This window comes from Kytococcus schroeteri (assembly GCF_042433515.1).
In the GTDB taxonomy this organism is placed as follows: Bacteria; Actinomycetota; Actinomycetes; order Actinomycetales; family Dermatophilaceae; genus Kytococcus; species Kytococcus schroeteri.
This window is the reverse complement of the sequence record NZ_JBHLVH010000027.1, coordinates 76048-92030: the sequence shown is the minus strand read 5'-3', so window position 1 is coordinate 92030 and position 15983 is coordinate 76048. Positions and strand designations below refer to the sequence as shown.

Genomic DNA, 15983 nt, shown 5'->3' with positions numbered 1-15983 from the left:
TGGGGAGGCACGGTGGCACCACGCATCACGGAGGGCGGTGGCGGTCCGATGGGGGCTGTGCCGGCGTTGCGCGGTGCCCGGGAACGGGTGGCTGCGGTGCACCGGGAGCTCGACGGGGTGCTGGCGGAGCTTGCGGCGCTCGGTGACGGCCCGGGCGTGGCCGTCGAGGAGCTGCGAGCGCTCGACGATGAGGTCTTCCGGGCCCGCAACCGGCTCGAGGCGGTGCGCTTGCGGATCGCTGGGCTGGCCCGCCGGGAGCGCGAGGCCGGCCGGTCCCACCACCTGGACGAGGGGCAGTTCCTCGGACGGGGCGGGCGGCTGGACGGACCCACGGCGGCGCGGGCCGGACGATTGGCGGAGGAGCTCGGCAGCGGAGTGCTGGCACCGGGTGAGCCGGGCCAGGAGTGCACGGCGGAGGCGCTGGACGCGGGGACCATCACGCCGGAGCACGCGCGATCCGTCGCGCAGGCGTTGCGGGACCTGCCGGAGTGGGTGACCGCGGAGGACCGTCGCCGCGTCGAGCGGCATCTCGTGGAGAAGGCCACGCGGCTGTCCCCTCGGTCCGTCCGGGAGGAGGGACGCCGGTGCCTCGCTGCCCTGCCGGTGCCGCCGGAGATAGTCGACGCCCACGAGGACGAGCTGCTCAGCGGCCAGGAGCGGGCCGCGCACGAGGCGGCGTCGTTCACCATCCACCACGGCCCGGACGGCGTCTCGCACGGCAGGTTCTCCGTGCCCACGCTGCAGGGGCGCCTGCTGGAGAAGGTGCTGGCCTCGCTGAGCGGCCCGCGGCGGCGGGTACGGCCCGGTGCGGGTGCCGAGGGGCGTGGTCGGCAGGGTGCTCCCGGGCAGGGAGTCGACGGTGCGCCGGTGGCTGACCCGCCTCGCGACCGGGCCCCTGAGAACGCTCGCGACCGGGCCGCCGAGCGGGGTCAGGCGCTCGCCGAGCTCATCGACCACCTGCCCACGGACCACTTCGGTGGGCGGACGGCGTACACGGTCATCGTGTCCACCGACCTGGCGACGCTCCGGGGTGAGACCGACCGGGCGGGCCTCACCGACGTCGGGGAGAAGGTCTCGGCGGGGCAGGTCCGGCGCATCGCCGCCCAGGCGGGGATCGTCCCCACCGTCATGGGCGGGGAGTCGCTGCCGCTCGACCTGGGCACGCAGCGCCGGTTCTTCACCGAGTCGCAGCGGATGGCGCTGGCCCACCTCTACGCGCGCTGTGCGGCCGAGGACTGCGATCGGCCGTTCGCCTGGACGGAGATGCACCACGTGGATGGCTGGTCCGGGCGGAGGGGTGACGGTCCTGCTGGGACGGGGCGCACGGGAGCGGGCCGAGGCCGGACCGACCTGGCCAACGCGATCCCGCTGTGCGGTCGGCACAACCGGATGGTCGAGGACCCACTGGTGGAGCACGTGGTCACCCGGGACGCCGAGGGGCGGGCCACGGTCCGCCTGCGGAGAAGACCACCGGGCCCGCCACCAGGGCGTCGGGGCGACGGGGGCAGGAGTCCAGAATGGGCCGCGTGAACCCCTCCACCGCTGCTGCCCGCGTCCTGGTCGACGAGCTCGTGCGTTGTGGCGTGACCGAGGCGGTGCTGTGTCCGGGGTCGCGGTCGGCCCCGCTGGCGTACGCGCTGGCCGCGACCGACGCCGACCCCGCGGTGCCGCTGCGCCTGCACGTCCGCACCGACGAGCGCACGGCAGGCTTCCTCGCCCTGGGCCTCGCTGTGGCCTCGGGTCGGGTGGTTCCCGTCGTGACCACCTCGGGCACCGCGGTGGCCAACCTCCACCCGGCGGTGCTGGAGGCCCACCACCAGGGGGTGCCGCTGCTGGCGCTCACCGCGGACCGGCCGCCGGAGCTGCGGGGCACCGGGGCCAACCAGACCACCCACCAGCCGGGTCTGTTGCGGGACGTGCGGCTCGCGGTCGACCTCGGCACGCCCGGCGCGACGGCGGGCACCGCAGGAGTGGCGGGAGTGGACGGTGCCGTCGACCCTGCCCAGGTCGCGTCGTGGCGCACCGCCGTGGACCGGTGCGTGTCAGCCGCCACCGGCGCCCTCGGCGGCGCCGCCGGGCCCGTGCACCTCAACGTGCCCTTCCGCGACCCGCTCATGCCGCCGGTGGAGGTCGCCACGCACCAGGTCACCGACGCGCCGGCGGCTGACGTGATGGCCGGTCGGCCGGACGGAGCGCCCTGGACGGCGGTGGACGGGGCGGGGGACGTCTCGCCGGAGCAGGTCCAGGAGGGGACACACGTCGCGCTGCTGCCGGACGGCCCGGAGCGGACGCTCGTCCTGCTCGGCGACCTGGGGCGACCGGAGCTGGCCCGGGCGGTGCAGGCCGGTGCCCGGGCGCGGGGGTGGCCAGTGGTGGCCGAGCCGTTCGGCCGGTTCGGTGTTGACGGTGCCGTGCCGTTCGGGATCCGCGTGCTCGACGACGAGGGCTTCCTGGCCGACCACGCGCCGGAGCGGGTGCTCGTGGTGGGGCGGCTGACGCTCCACCGGTCGGTGGGACGCCTGGTGCGGCGCGACGGTGTCGTGGTCGAGTCGGTGACCGCCGGCACCACGTGGCCGGACCCCGGCCACCGCGTGCAGCGGGTGCACCCCCTGGTGCTGGGGGAACCTGGCGACGGCGCCTCGAGGGTTGGGCTGTCCGGCACCGCGGCAGAGGGCTCGGACGGCGCCTGGGCGACCACCTGGTGGGCCGCCGGTGAGGCTGCCGGCGCGCTCGCGGCCGGGGGACCGGTCCGGTCCGATGACGCGGTGGGAGGTGCCGGCGCGGCGTCGGGGCTGACCACGGCGAGCGCGGCTGCCGTCGTCGCCGAGGCCACGCAGGGTCTGCTCTTCCTCGGGAGCTCGCGGGCCCCGCGGTCGATGGACCTGTGGACCCCGGGGCCGGGGCCGGGCGTCACCGGCGTGGTGGGCAACCGTGGGCTGGCGGGCATCGACGGGTGCCTGTCGACGGCAGCCGGGTGGGCCCTGACGCAGGGGCCGACCACGGCGCTGGTCGGGGACCTGACCTTCCTGCACGACGCCAACGCCCTGGCGGTCGGGCCGGGGGAGCCCCGCCCGGACCTCACGGTGGTGGTGCTCTCCGACGACGGGGGTGCGATCTTCTCTGACCTCGAGTACGGCCGCGCGCCGTGGCGTGAGGCGCACGGCGAGGACACCTTCCGGCGGGTGTTCACCACGCCCACCGGGGTCGACGTGTCGGCGCTCGCAGCGGCCTACGGGGTGCCCGTGCAGCGGGCCACGAGCGTGGACGGGCTGCGGGCCGCCGTGTCCGACCGGCCGCGCGGCCTCCGGGTGGTGGAGGCCGTGCTGCAGGGCTGAGTGGTGCGGGAGGTGTGAGGTGGCGGGCGGTGCCCGGGGCCCCTGCTGGGTCGGGCGCTGGTGGAGAGCCTCAGTCGCCGGCGAGGGCCGAGCGCATCGGGGCCAGCTTGGTGTGGGTCTCGGCCAGCTCGGCGTCCGGGTCGGACTCGGCCACGATGCCGCCACCGGCCCACATCCGCAGCTGCCGCGGGTCCTCGGGCAGCACCCGGCCACAGCGCAGGGCCAGGCCCATGTCGCCGTCGCCGCGGGCGTCCATCCAGCCCACCGGGCTGGCGTACCGGCCACGGTCGCGTCCCTCGAACTCGGCGATGAGTTCCTGCGCCGCCTCCCGGGGCGTGCCGCCCACGGCCGCGCTCGGGTGCAGCGCCCCGGCCAGCTCGAGCACCGTGGTGCCCGGTTCGGCCCGTCCGTCCAGATCGCTCACCAGGTGGAACAGGTTGGGCAGCGTGAGCAGTGCCGGCGACCGCGGCGCCACGACGGCGCTGCACAGCGGCGAGAGGCGCTCCACCACCGAGTCCACGGCGAACGCGTGCTCCGACAGGTCCTTCCGGCTGGCCAGCAGGGCGTCGGCCGCGCGCTGGTCGTCCTCCACGTCGGCCGCCCGGGCCGCCGTGCCCGCCAGCACCCGGGAGAACACGTGCCCGGCGTCCAGGCGCACGAGCATCTCCGGGGTGGCACCCACCAACCCGTCCACGGCGAACGCCCAGGTGTCGGGGTAGTCGCCCGCCAGCCGGCTGAGCAGCCAGCGCAGGTCGATCGGCTCGGCGGCGGTGGCCACGACGTCGCGGGCCAGCACCACCTTCTGTGCCCGCCCCTGCCGGATGGCGTCCACGCACCGCTGCACCACGTCCCGCCAGCCGGCGTCGGGGGTGTCGCCGGGCTCGTCCACGATGCCGGTCGGGCGCCGCGGGGCGGGGGACTCCGGCGGCAGCCCGGTCACCGCGGTGGACGAGTCCACGGCAGCACCGTCCACGGGAGCACCGTCCGCACCGGCACCAGCGGTGGCACTACCTGCGGCACCGTCGTCGACGACACCCTCTGTGGCCCGGCGGATCCGGGTCACCCACGCCACGTCGCCCTTGCGGCCCACGACCACCTCGGGCACCACGAGCGCCGACCCGGCCGGGGAGTCGTCGCGGAAGGCTGCCGACGCCCAGGTCACCAGCCCCGCACCGCGCGGCAGGGCCGGCTCCCCGGAGGAGCCGTCGGGGGCATCGCCCGCCCGGGCCGCGTCGTCCACCGGAGTCGCATCGCCCGCCGGGGCCGCGTCCCCCACCCAGGTCGTGCCCTCGTCCACGGCGGCCTCGACGACCGCCTGCCACCACCGGCTGAGCAGCTGCCAGCGATCGGGGCCGGCGTCGGTCACGGTCGCGGTGGCCGCCCGTCCCCAGCCGACCATCCCCTCACGGCGCCGCACCCAGGCCACCACGTCGCCGGCGGCCACCTCGGGCACCACGCGGCCGAGCCCGACGCCGTCGGCCGGGTGCACCTCGGTGCGGACCACGAGCCGCGGCACCGGCGGCAGGGACGGGGACGGAGTGCTGAGGGGGGTGTTCATCGCCGGTGAGCGTAGCCACCGGTCCGCCCGTCGCCACCGGAGGTGGCCACCACCGCCTGCCCCGCCCCGGGGTGGGAGACTGGCCCCATGAGCCGCGCCAGCCTCGCGAAGGACCCGTCCCACGTCTCCGAGATGTTCGACGAGGTCGCCCCTCGCTACGACTGCACCAACGACATCCTCTCGATGGGGCAGGCCCGTCTCTGGCGTCGCGCCGTCACCCGGGCCGTGGCACCCCGACCGGGCCTGCGCGTCCTCGACCTGGGCGCCGGCACCGGCACCTCCAGCGAGCCGCTGGCCGACGCCGGCGCCGACGTGGTGCCCGCCGACTTCTCCGAGGGCATGCTCGCCGAGGGCCGTCGTCGCCGCCCGGACCTGCCCTTCACCCGGGCCGACGCCATGGACCTGCCCTTCGAGGACGCCTCCTTCGACGTCGTGACCATCAGCTTCGCCCTGCGCAACGTGGCCGACCCGGCCGTCGCCCTGCGCGAGATGGCCCGCGTCACCCGCCCCGGCGGCCGCCTCGTGCTGTGCGAGTTCTCCACCCCCACGCTCGCGCCCTTCCGGGCCGTCTACGAGCGCTACCTCATGAAGGCGCTGCCCGCCATCGCCGGCCGGGTCTCGTCCAACCCGGAGAGCTACGAGTACCTGGCCGAGTCCATCGAGGCGTGGCCCGCCCAGGCCGGCGTCCGTGACCTGGTGGTCGGCTCCGGCTGGACCGACGTGCGCTGGCGCAACCTCTCCGGTGGCGTGGTGGCCCTGCACACCGCCCAGCGCGCCGACGTCCCCGCCCTCGCGCGATACTGACCCCCTGCACGACCATCCCCCTGCAGGGACCCGCCCCGCCGGCGGCCTGCAGACCCGGCCGGCAGGGTGACCTGCCCGGCCCGCCGCACCCCGACACGCACACCCGAGGACTGACTGTGGAGAACGCCCGCCAGCACGCCGTCGACGGCGTCGCCGCCGGACTGGAGCGGGTCGACACCCTGCTCCACGAGGTCGTCCGCCACGACGACCCGTTCATCGCCGAGGCGTCGGCCTACCTGCTCGAGGCCGGGGGCAAGCGCTTCCGCCCCCAGCTGACGCTGCTCGTCTCCCACCTGGGGCAGGGCGTCACCGACGAGGTGGTCAAGGCCGCGGCCGCCGTGGAGCTGGTGCACCTGGCCTCGCTCTACCACGACGACGTCATGGACGAGGCCGAGCTGCGCCGTGGGGTGTCCAGCGCCAACGCCCGCTACGGCAACGCCACCGCCGTGGTGGTGGGCGACCTGCTCTTCGGGCGGTCCTCCGCCCTGGTCTCCGAGCTGGGCCCCGATGCGGTGCGCCTGCAGGCCGACACCTTCATCCGCCTGTGCGCCGGCCAGATCCGCGACGAGCGCCCCGTGCCCGAGGGCGTGGACCCGGTGGAGCACCTGCTGGGCGTCCTCGCGGACAAGACCGGCGCCCTCATCGCCGCCGCGGCCGAGTACGGCGCCCGTCTGGGTGGCTGCGACGAGGCGACGGTGCGGCTCATGGCCGAGTTCGGGGAGCGGCTGGGCCTGGTCTTCCAGCTGGCCGACGACCTGCTCGACGTGGCCTCCGACGCCGAGGAGTCCGGCAAGACGCCCGGCACGGACCTGCGCGAGGGCAAGGCCACCCTCCCGGTGCTCTTCGCCCGTCGCAGCACCGACGACGAGGGCGCCCGACTGCGGGAGCTGCTGGCCGGCCCGGTGGTCGAGGCCGACCTTCCCGAGGCGGTGGAGCTGCTCCGCGCCCACCCGGCCCTGGCCGAGGCCCGCGCGTACACGCTGCGCTACGCCGAGGACACCGCGGCCGTGCTGGACCCGTTGGGCAGCAACGAGGTCACCGACGAGCTGCGCCGCCTCGTGCGCGCCGTGGCCGACCGCGTGGCCTGAGCCCCGCCGGCACCCACACCGCGACGCCGCCACCACGACGTGCAACGGCCCGCCCCCATCGGGGAGCGGGCCGTTGCCGTGCGAGGGGGGATCAGCCGAAGAGCGAGCCCACGCGCGACTGGGCGGAGCCGAAGGCCGAGCCCGAGGCCACACCGGTGTCGACGATCGGGCCGGGGGCGTCCTTGGTGCGCTTCACCTCGACCACGCCCGGGCGCGGGAAGCCGTCACCCTTGTACGGGAACTGCGAGAACACGTTGGTGGTGCTCGCGCCGTCGATCTCGCCCGGGTGCTGCACGGCGACGAACACCGAGGTGTTGTCGGTGGACACCAGCGGGCCGGAGCACTCGGCACCGGTGGGCACCGAGAGGAACTGGGTCAGCAGGCCCATGTTCTCGCCGGCCACCGGCATCGCGTAGAGGCCGTCGCAGTGGCCCAGGGTGCCGGGCATGCCGTCGGTGGAGATCCACAGGTTGCCGGCCTTGTCGAAGGCGACGTTGTCCGGGCAGGAGATGGGGGCCACCATCGACTTGTCGTAGCCGTTGAAGTAGGTGGTCGGGTCGGTGGGGTCACCGCAGATGAGCACCAGCTTCCAGGTGAACTTCGTGCCGGTGTGGTCGCCGCCGGCCTCGGTGATCTCGATGACCTGGCCGTGCTTGTTCTCGGCGCGCGGGTTGGCCTCGTCGATCTCGCCGGGGGCACGCTTGGAGTTGTTGGTCAGGGCGCCGTAGATGCGGCCGTTGACCGGGTTGGGCTCCACGTCCTCGGGGCGGTCCATCTTGGTCGGGCCCACCTTGTCGGCGGCCAAGCGCGTGAGCACCAGCACCTCCTCGGTGGACATGCCCGGCACCACGGACTTGCCGTTCTGGGTCAGCGGGATCCAGATGCCGGAGCCGTCGGAGACGCCGTCCTCGAAGCCGTCGCCGGAGAACTTGGCCACGTAGAGGTCGCCGTCCTCGAGCAGCGTCATGTTGTGCTGCTTGTTGCCCTCGACGTACTTCTTGCGCGAGACGAACTTGTACATGTAGTCGAAGCGCTCGTCGTCGCCCATGTAGGCCACGGCGTGGCCGTTGGCGGCGATGGTGACGTTGGCGCCCTCGTGCTTGAAGCGGCCCAGCGCGGTGTGCTTGCGCGGGGTGGCGGTCGGGTCCATCGGGTCGATCTCGATGATGTAGCCGAAGTGGTGCAGCGCGTTGTTCTCGTTGCGCAGGTCGAAGCGCGGGGCGGCGTCCAGGAAGTAGTTGGACAGCTCGTCGGCGCTGGTGACCACGCCGTAGCGCTCGTACTCCTCCTGGGCGGCGGCGTTGTCGGCGTCGCCGAGGAAGTAGCCGTTCCAGTTCTCCTCGCCGGACAGGATGGTGCCCCAGGGGGTCACGCCACCGGCGCAGTTGTTCATGGTGCCGAAGGCGTTCTTGCCCTTCGGGGTGGCCTTCGTCTTGAGCAGGTCGGAGCCGGCGGCGGGGCCGGTGAAGGCGAACTCGGTGTCCAGGTGGATGCGGCGGTTCACCGGGGAGTTCAGGTCGCGCTCGTAGAAGTCCTCGGCGGAGGCGCGCTGCAGGGCCGTGATGGTCAGGCCGTGGGCGGCCAGCAGGACGGCCTGCTGGTCGGCGGTCGGGCGCGCGTCGGCCAGGCCGTCGAACATGAGCTCGGGGTTGACGTACTCGTTGTTGAACGAGAGCACGGCGGTGTTGTCGCCGGTGGGGATCACCGAGACGAAGTCCGCGTTGTAGCCGGCCTGCTGCTTCTGCGCGGCCTCGGACTGGTTCTTGATGTCGAACGCCGGGGCGTCGGGGGTCAGCGGGTCGCCCCAGTTGCACAGCGGGTTCCAGGCGAAGCCCTCGGGCACCTTGAACTCGTCCACCTCGGCCGGGGTGGGGGCGATGCCCTTGAAGCCCAGCGGGCCCTCGGAGGCCTCGGCGATGTCGGCGGCCACGGCCGGGGTGCGGGTGTCCGCGGCGGCGAAGGCAGCGGCGGTGGCCAGGCCCAGGCCACCGGTGATGAGCACCTGGCGGCGGGAAGCGCCCTCGGCCACGACCTCGGCGAAGGTCTGGTTGTCCGAGGTGTTGGGCACCGGGCGCGCACACGCGTTGTTGCAGCGGTAGTGGCAGGTGACCGCCTGGCGGCCACCGGTGATCGGCGAGTTCAGGATGGGCAGCAGGCGACGTCCGTCGTTGCGCATTTCGAGCCTCCGCAGGGGATCAGAGAGGGTGGTTGGGGGCAGGTAGCCCTCGCGCGACCCTAGGAAGCGCGCATGGAGGAGCGGTGTTCGCCCGGTGAACTCCCGGTGACGGCTGCGTGGCCGATGGGGGAACGTCGCCGTGGTCGCCCGCAGCCGGTCCCCGCGCCGCGCCTCAGCTGCCGCTCAGGCCCCCGGCGGCCCGCGCCAGCCGGTCGTGGCGGCGCCGGCGCCCGGCGGCCACCACGGTGTCGGTCATGAGCACCACCAGGGCGCACCACACCATCGCGAACCCGATCCAGCGGCTCACCGAGAGGTGCTCGCCCATCACCAGCACGCCCACCAGCAGCTGCAGCACCGGGGTGAGGAACTGCAGCAGGCCGATGGTCACCAGGGTCACCCGGGAGGCGGCGGCCGCGAAGAGCAGCAGTGGGATGGCCGTGGCCACACCGGCCGAGGCCAGCCACAGCATGTGGCCCACCCCGTGGCCGGTGAAGGTCTGGTGCGTGGTGGTGGACCCCGTCGGGGAGGTGCCGAGCCACACGAGGATGCCGGTGGCCACCGGCAGCAGCGCGACGGTCTCGGCGGTGAGCGAGTGCAGCGCCGGCACCGAGGCCCCCACCTGCTTCTTGAGCAGCCCGTAGGTGGCGAAGCTCAGCGCCAGGGCCAGCGAGATCCACGGCGGTTGGCCGTAGTCGACGGTGAGGTACACCGCGGCCGCTGCGGCGATGCCGACCGCCACCCACTGCCAGCGGCGCAGGCTCTCGCGGAGCACCACCACGCCGATGACGACCGTGGCCAGCGGGTTGAGGAAGTAGCCCAGGGCGGCCTCGGTGACGTGGCCGGTGGTCACCGCGGTCACGTAGATGGTCCAGTTGACGCCGATGGTGAGGCCGGCGGCGGTCATGGCCAGGGCCCGACGGCGGGTGCCCAGGACGCCGCGCAGCGCGCCGAGCTGGCGGGTGGCGGCCAGCAGCACCAGGCAGAAGAGCAGCGACCAGACCACGCGGTGGGCGAGGATCTCCCACGGCCCGGCCGGGGCGAGGGCGGCGAAGTACAGCGGGAAGGCGCCCCAGAGCAGGTAGGCGCCGAAGCCGTACAGCACGCCGCGGCCGGCAGCCGGCGAGGGCGTGCCGGCGGGGGTGGCCGCTGCGGGGTCACCTCCCGTCGGCGCCGCCGGGGCGGGGGTGGGGTGGGTGCTCATCGGGGGGTCCTCCTCTCACGGCGCAGGTCGACCACACTGACGGCCAGGGCCACGGTGGCCAGGGCGACGATGGTGAGCAGCGCGGTGCGGAACGCCACCGACCACGACTGCCCCGCATCCAGGACGGCGAACAGTACGCCCGGCACCAGGGCGGTGCCCACAGCGGTGCCGATGCGCTGCCCCAGGGACATGAGCCCACCGGCCACCCCGCCCTGCCGGGGATCCACCGCCTGCAGGGTCAGCGTGGTGTTGGGGCTCACCACGCACCCCTGGCCCGCGCCCACCAGCGCGGCGGCCGCGGCGCAGGCCCACCACGGCACCCGCCCGGACTCCACCAGCGGGGTGAGCGCCACGAGCAGCAGCAGGGCGCAGATCACCACGAGGAAGCCGCCGATGACGAGCCGCCGCCCCCAGCGCAGCACGTGGCGCCCTGCGAACTGGGCGGAGAGGCCGGCGCCCACCGACGAGGGCAGCAGCACCAGCGCCGCGGCGAACGCACTGTGGCCCAGGTGCATCTGCATCCACAGCGGGATGACCAGGAAGATGCTCGTGGCCCCCACGAAGTGCACCGACACCACGGCGATGCCGTTGCGGAAGGGCTCCACGGAGAACATGCGTGGGTCCACCACCGGGGAGCCGCCGCGGTCCCGGTAGCGGCGCTCCCAGACCACGAAGAGCGCGGCCAGCAGCATCCCGACCGGCAGGGGCGCCCAGGCCGCGGGGCCGCCCCGCTCCACGAAGGGCACCATCAGGCACAGCACCGTGGCTCCCAGCAGCAGGGTGCCCACGGGGTCCAGGTCCGGGCGCGTCCCCACCGAGGCGCGGTCGTCCGGGGCCCACCGCGGGGCGAGGACGAGCACGGCCAGCCCCAGCGGCAGGTTGAGGGCGAACATCCACCGCCACCCCGCCTCGGGGCCGAGGGCCTGGATGAGGAACCCGCCGAGCACGGGACCGACGGCGGTGGCCAGCGCCACGGTGGTGGCCATGGCCGCGAACGCGCGGGCGCGCTGCTCGCCGCGGAAGTGCTGCTGGATCAGGCCGATGGTCTGCGGGTTCACCAGGCCCGAGCCGAGCCCCTGCACCACCCGCGCGGCGTTGAGCACCCCGGGCGAGGGGGCCAGCGCGGCCACCAGCGACCCGGCGGTGAACAGCGCCACGCCCCAGCCCAGCAGCCGTCGTCGCCCGATCTGGTCGCCCAGCCGCCCGGCGGGCACCAGCAGCAGCCCGAAGGCCAGGGCGTAGCCGGAGACCACCCACTGCAGCTGGGAGCTGCTGGCCCCGAGCGAGTCCCCGATGGGGGCCAGGGCCACGTTCACCACCGAGACGGCCACCAGGGCCATGAAGGTGGGCACGAGCAGCACCACCAGGAGGCACCACCCCTCCGCGCGCTCGGTCGGGGCGGAGGGGGAGGTCGTCACCCGGGCAGTGTAGGAGCGGGGCCGCGCGGTGCCCCGGGGTGGGAGGATCGCCCCATGCACCGACACCACAACGGGCTCAAGACCGTGATGCTGTTCGGCCTCATCTGGGCCCTCTTCCTGGGCCTGGGGGCCGTCGTGGGCGGGGGCCGGTTCATCTGGCTGTTCGCCGTGTTCGGCCTGCTCTCCACGGCGTACACCTACTGGAACTCCGACACGCTGGCCATCCGTGCCATGCGGGCCCGGGAGGTGGGGCCGCACGAGGCGCCGGCGATGCACCGCATCGTCACCGAGCTGTCCACGGCCGCCGGCCAGCCGATGCCGCGCCTGTACGTCTCGCCCACCATGGCGCCCAACGCGTTCGCCACCGGCCGCAGCCCCTCGCACGCGGCGGTGTGCTGCACCGCCGGCATCCTCGAGCTGCTCGACGAGCGTGAGCTCCGCGGGGTGCTGGGCCACGAGCTCATGCACGTGTACAACCGCGACATCCTCACCTCCGCGGTGGCCTCGGCCATCGCCGGCACCATCACCTCGGTGGCGCAGATGATGATGTGGTTCGGCGGCGGGCAGGGGGAGAACCGGCCCAACCCGCTGGTGATGATCGCGATGGCGCTGCTCGCCCCGCTGGGGGCCACCGTCATCCAGCTGGCCATCAGCCGCACCCGCGAGTTCGACGCCGACGAGGACGGCGCGCGGCTCACCGGTGACCCGCTGGCCCTGGCCAGTGCGCTGCGCCGCATCGAGTCCGGGGCGTCGGCCCGCCCGCTGCGCCCCGAGCCGCGGGTGGAGACCGTCAGCCACATGATGATCGCCAACCCCTTCCGCGGGGCGGGGGTGGCGCGACTGTTCTCCACCCACCCGCCCATGGACCAGCGCATCGCGCGGCTGGAGGCGATGGCGGGGCAGCGCCTGGACTGAGGACCCCCGTCCACATCCCCGTGACCTGCGGCCGGGTCTCGGGGCAGGATGGCCCCCATGCCCTCGCTGACCCGTGACGAAGCCCAGACCCGTGCCGCGCTCATCGAGGTGGTCTCGATGGACGTGGAGCTGGACCTGACCACCAGCTCGCGCACCTTCGAGTCCGAGACCACCATCGTCTTCACCGCCGCCGCGGCCGAGCCCACCTTCGTGGACCTCAAGGCCGTGGACGTGCACGAGGTGGAGCTCAACGGCGTCGCGGTGGAGCCGGCCACGGTGGTCGACGGGCGCCTGCCCCTCACCCCGGCGCAGGGCGAGAACACGCTCGTGGTGCGCGCCACCATGCCCTTCTCCAACGACGGGCAGGGCCTGCACCGCTCGGTGGACCCGGCCGACCAGCGCGAGTACGTCTACGGCCACCTGTTCCTGGACGCCGCGCCCAAGGTGTTCGCCTGCTTCGACCAGCCCGACCTCAAGGCCCCCTACGCCGTGGTGGTCAAGGCGCCGGACGAGTGGGTCGTCACCGGCAACGGCGACCCCACCCACGAGGGCGGGGGTGTGTGGCGCCTGGCCACCACCAAGCCGCTGTCCACCTACTTCGTCACCGTCTGCGCCGGCCCCTACGTGCAGCAGCGCGACACCTGGCGCGGACCGGACGGCCAGGAGGTGCCGCTGGTGGTGCACACCCGCGCCTCCCTGGCCGAGCAGCTCGAGGCCCAGGCCCCGCAGGTGTTCGAGGTCACCCGCCAGTGCATGAGCTTTTTCCACGAGCTCTTCGGCATCGACTACCCGTTCGGGGAGTACCACCAGGTGTTCGTGCCGGAGTTCAACGCCGGTGCCATGGAGAACCCCGGCTGCGTGACCTTCCGCGACCAGTACGTGTTCACCGGCGCCATCACCCGGCAGGACCTGCTGCTGCGCTCCAACACCATCGCCCACGAGATGGCGCACATGTGGTTCGGCGACCTCGTGACCCCGGGGTGGTGGGACGACCTGTGGCTCAACGAGTCCTTCGCCGAGTACATGGCCCACCGTGCGCTGGTGGGGGCGACGGAGTTCACCGAGGCGTGGGTGGACTTCGGCATCGGCCGCAAGCCGTGGGGCTACGCCGCCGAGCGCTCGCCCTCCACCCACCCGGTGGCCGGGGCGCCGGCGCCGGACGGCGACACCGCGCTGCAGAACTTCGACGGCATCAGCTACGCCAAGGGCGCCTCGGCGCTGCGCCAGCTCATCGCGTGGATGGGGGACGAGGCCTTCGTGGCGGGCGTCCGCGACCACCTGGAGGGCCACGCCTACGGCAACGCCACGCTGGCGGACTTCCTCGGCTCGATGGGGCGCGCGTCCGGCCGCGACGTGCAGGCCTGGGCGGCGGCCTGGCTGGAGACCGCCGGCCTCGACCGCATCGCGGTGGAGCTCACCACGCGGCAGGACGCCGACGGGCTGCCCGTCATCGACACCGCCACGGTGGTGCGCCAGCAGCCCACCGGTGAGGCGTTCACCCGTTCCTCGGGGGAGCCGGCCGGGCGCCCGCACGCCCTGACGGTGGCCGGGTGGACCGACGGCGACCGCGCCTGGCAGGTGGACGTGGAGCTCGACGGCGACCGGGTGGAGGTGCCCGAGCTGTCCGGCCGCCCCGTGCCGCGCCTGGTGGTGCCCAACGCCGCGGACACCACCTGGGCCACCGCGGTGCTCGACGAGGACTCGTGGGCGGCGCTGCCCACCCAGCTGCCGCAGGTCACCGAGCCCGTCACCCGCGCGATGCTGTGGGCGGCCCTGTTCGACGGCGTCGCCGAGGCCACCGTGGACCCGCTCCACCTGGTGGAGGTCTTCGTCCACGCCTTCCCGGCCGAGACCGACGCGTCGGTGCTGGCCATCTCCGGCGGGTACACCCAGCGGGCCGTGCGCACCATGGTGCCGGCAGCGGAACGCGAGGGGCTGCTGGAGCGCATGGCCGCCGCCGGCCGCGAGCGCCTGCGCACCGCCGAGCCGGCCACCTCCGCCGCCTGGCTCGGCGCGCGCGTGGTGGCGGTCTGCTCCACCGACGCCGAGGAGGTGCGCCGCTGGGCCCGGGGCCAGGCCCTGCCCGAGGGCCTGGAGGCCGACCACGAGTTCCGCTGGTTCGCCGTCAAGCGCCTGGCCCAGCTGGGGGCGCTGGACGGTGAGGTGGAGCTCATGGAGGGCCACGACGGTTCGCTGACGGGGCGTCTCTCGGCGCTCACCGCCCGCGCCGCCGAGCCGACGCCCGAGGCCAAGCAGTGGGCCTGGGAGCAGCTGGCCGGTCGGGACTCCGGCCGCAGCAACTACGAGCGCAACCACCTGGCGCAGGGCTTCTGGTCCTCCGGCGACGACGCCCTGCTCGAGCCCTACGTGGAGCGCTACCTCACGGACGTGCCGGCGCTGTCCGGCGTCCTCGGCGAGGACGCGCTGGCCCGGGTGGCGCAGCTGGCCTTCCCGCTGCCGGTGGCCACGCAGCGCACCGCCGACGCGGTGGACCGCGCGGTGGCCAGCGGGCTGCTCTCGGCCGCGGTGCGTCGCAGCATGGTCGACCAGCGCTCCGTGCTCGGCGAGGTGCTGGCCAGCCGGGAGCGCTTCGGCGGCTGAGGCAGGGGCCGCCGGGGCCGGGGACCGATCCCCCCGGCCCCGGGTGCCCGTGGTCAGGCGGCGGCGGGCACCCGCAGCCCGGCGAGGTACTCCGCCGGGGCGGTGCGCACCGGCATCAGGTAGGCGTTGTCGCCCCACTCGGTGGCCAGGTCGATGGTCCGCTGGGCGAACTCCCGCTGGGCCTGGAGCTCCATCCGGAAGTCGCGGGGGAAGGCCACGAGGTTGCGGCGCCGCCAGTAGCCCAGCGCGGCCAGCGTGGTCACCGTCGTGGCACCCCACCACACCTCCACCTCGTCCGGCAGCACCCGCCGCCAGGAGCGCAGGTGGTCGACGTCGAAGAAGGGCTGGGTGAACACGCCCGAGGCGCCGGCCACCAGCTTGCGCTCCACCTGCCGCAGCTCGGCGCTCATGCCGGTGCGGTAGGGGTCGAGGGCGGCGTAGACCCGCACCCCGGGCAGCTCCTGACGGAAGCGGCGGATCACGTCCACGGCGTCCACCGGGTAGGTGTGCTGGCTGAAGTAGTCGGCGTCGTCGCCGCTGACCACCAGCACCTCGGTGATGCCGGCGGCGCGGAACTCGGCCGCCATCGGCAGCGGGGCGTCGGGGTCCACGTCGCAGGCGCGCACGTGGGGGATCACGCCGTAGGGGCTGCCGTCGGGGCGGCGCGTGGCCTCCCGCACCTTGCGGCAGCCCACCCACGGGCGCAGGCCGAACTTCACGAGGTCGGGGACGTTGATGGTGTCGGCCCAGGGCGCCACCTCGGACAGGCTGGCGGCCTCGGTGAGCAGCGACTCCTCGCTGCGGGGGACGAGCTCGACGGAGATGCGGGTCATGGGGTCCTCCCGGGGATGTGCGGGTGGTCGGTGGGGTGGGTGGTCGCGGGGGTG

The 15983-nt window shown here is 74.4% G+C and carries 11 protein-coding genes; 6 read left to right on the top strand and 5 right to left on the bottom strand.

What is annotated here, in order from left to right; translation table 11 throughout:
- Positions 1 to 48 precede the first annotated feature (48 nt).
- Together ACFFHC_RS10670 and menD are read left to right on the top strand one after the other, a co-directional pair.
- Entirely contained in the window at positions 49 to 1530 is a 1482-nt protein-coding gene (locus ACFFHC_RS10670; protein ID WP_070705924.1) for an HNH endonuclease signature motif containing protein, read from the top strand.
- Positions 1527 to 3335 carry a 2-succinyl-5-enolpyruvyl-6-hydroxy-3-cyclohexene-1-carboxylic-acid synthase gene (menD, locus tag ACFFHC_RS10665; RefSeq protein WP_379805293.1) on the top strand — a complete coding sequence of 603 codons (1809 nt, stop codon included), beginning with the start codon at positions 1527 to 1529 and terminating at the stop codon, positions 3333 to 3335. Before ACFFHC_RS10670 ends, menD begins: the two co-directional genes overlap by 4 nt.
- Positions 3336 to 3405: 70 nt before the next feature.
- Here menD and ACFFHC_RS10660 read toward each other — a convergent pair whose 3' ends face one another.
- Positions 3406 to 4893 (bottom strand): isochorismate synthase, encoded by a 1488-nt coding sequence (locus tag ACFFHC_RS10660; protein ID WP_379805291.1) that lies wholly within the window; start codon positions 4891 to 4893, stop codon positions 3406 to 3408.
- An 87-nt stretch (positions 4894 to 4980) separates the two neighbouring features.
- On the opposite strand from ACFFHC_RS10660, the gene ACFFHC_RS10655 reads away from it, so the two are divergent.
- Entirely contained in the window at positions 4981 to 5697 is a 717-nt protein-coding gene (locus ACFFHC_RS10655) for a demethylmenaquinone methyltransferase (protein ID WP_101849217.1), read from the top strand.
- Positions 5698 to 5813: 116 nt separating this feature from the next.
- The gene (locus ACFFHC_RS10650) at positions 5814 to 6785 is read left to right on the top strand and encodes a polyprenyl synthetase family protein (RefSeq protein WP_070705329.1); all 972 of its coding nucleotides are present in this window, start codon (positions 5814 to 5816) and stop codon (positions 6783 to 6785) included.
- A 91-nt stretch (positions 6786 to 6876) separates the two neighbouring features.
- Here ACFFHC_RS10650 and ACFFHC_RS10645 read toward each other — a convergent pair whose 3' ends face one another.
- The 3 genes from ACFFHC_RS10645 to ACFFHC_RS10635 form a co-directional block, all read right to left on the bottom strand.
- Positions 6877 to 8961: a PhoX family protein gene (locus tag ACFFHC_RS10645; RefSeq protein ID WP_070705328.1), complete on the bottom strand. Its 2085-nt coding sequence runs from the start codon at positions 8959 to 8961 to the stop codon at positions 6877 to 6879.
- A 172-nt stretch (positions 8962 to 9133) separates the two neighbouring features.
- Entirely contained in the window at positions 9134 to 10162 is a 1029-nt protein-coding gene (gene rarD, locus ACFFHC_RS10640) for an EamA family transporter RarD (protein WP_379805287.1), read from the bottom strand.
- The gene (locus ACFFHC_RS10635) at positions 10159 to 11580 is read right to left on the bottom strand and encodes an MFS transporter (protein ID WP_379805285.1); all 1422 of its coding nucleotides are present in this window, start codon (positions 11578 to 11580) and stop codon (positions 10159 to 10161) included. Before ACFFHC_RS10635 ends, rarD begins: the two co-directional genes overlap by 4 nt.
- A gap of 54 nt (positions 11581 to 11634) precedes the next feature.
- On the opposite strand from ACFFHC_RS10635, the gene htpX reads away from it, so the two are divergent.
- Entirely contained in the window at positions 11635 to 12495 is an 861-nt protein-coding gene (gene htpX, locus ACFFHC_RS10630; RefSeq protein ID WP_379805283.1) for a zinc metalloprotease HtpX, read from the top strand.
- Positions 12496 to 12552: 57 nt separating this feature from the next.
- Complete coding sequence (pepN, locus tag ACFFHC_RS10625; RefSeq protein ID WP_379805280.1) at positions 12553 to 15096, top strand: aminopeptidase N; 2544 nt, start codon at positions 12553 to 12555, stop codon at positions 15094 to 15096.
- Between the two features lie 53 nt (positions 15097 to 15149).
- Here pepN and ACFFHC_RS10620 read toward each other — a convergent pair whose 3' ends face one another.
- Entirely contained in the window at positions 15150 to 15929 is a 780-nt protein-coding gene (locus ACFFHC_RS10620; protein ID WP_379805278.1) for a methylenetetrahydrofolate reductase, read from the bottom strand.
- Between the last annotated feature and the right edge of the window lie 54 nt (positions 15930 to 15983).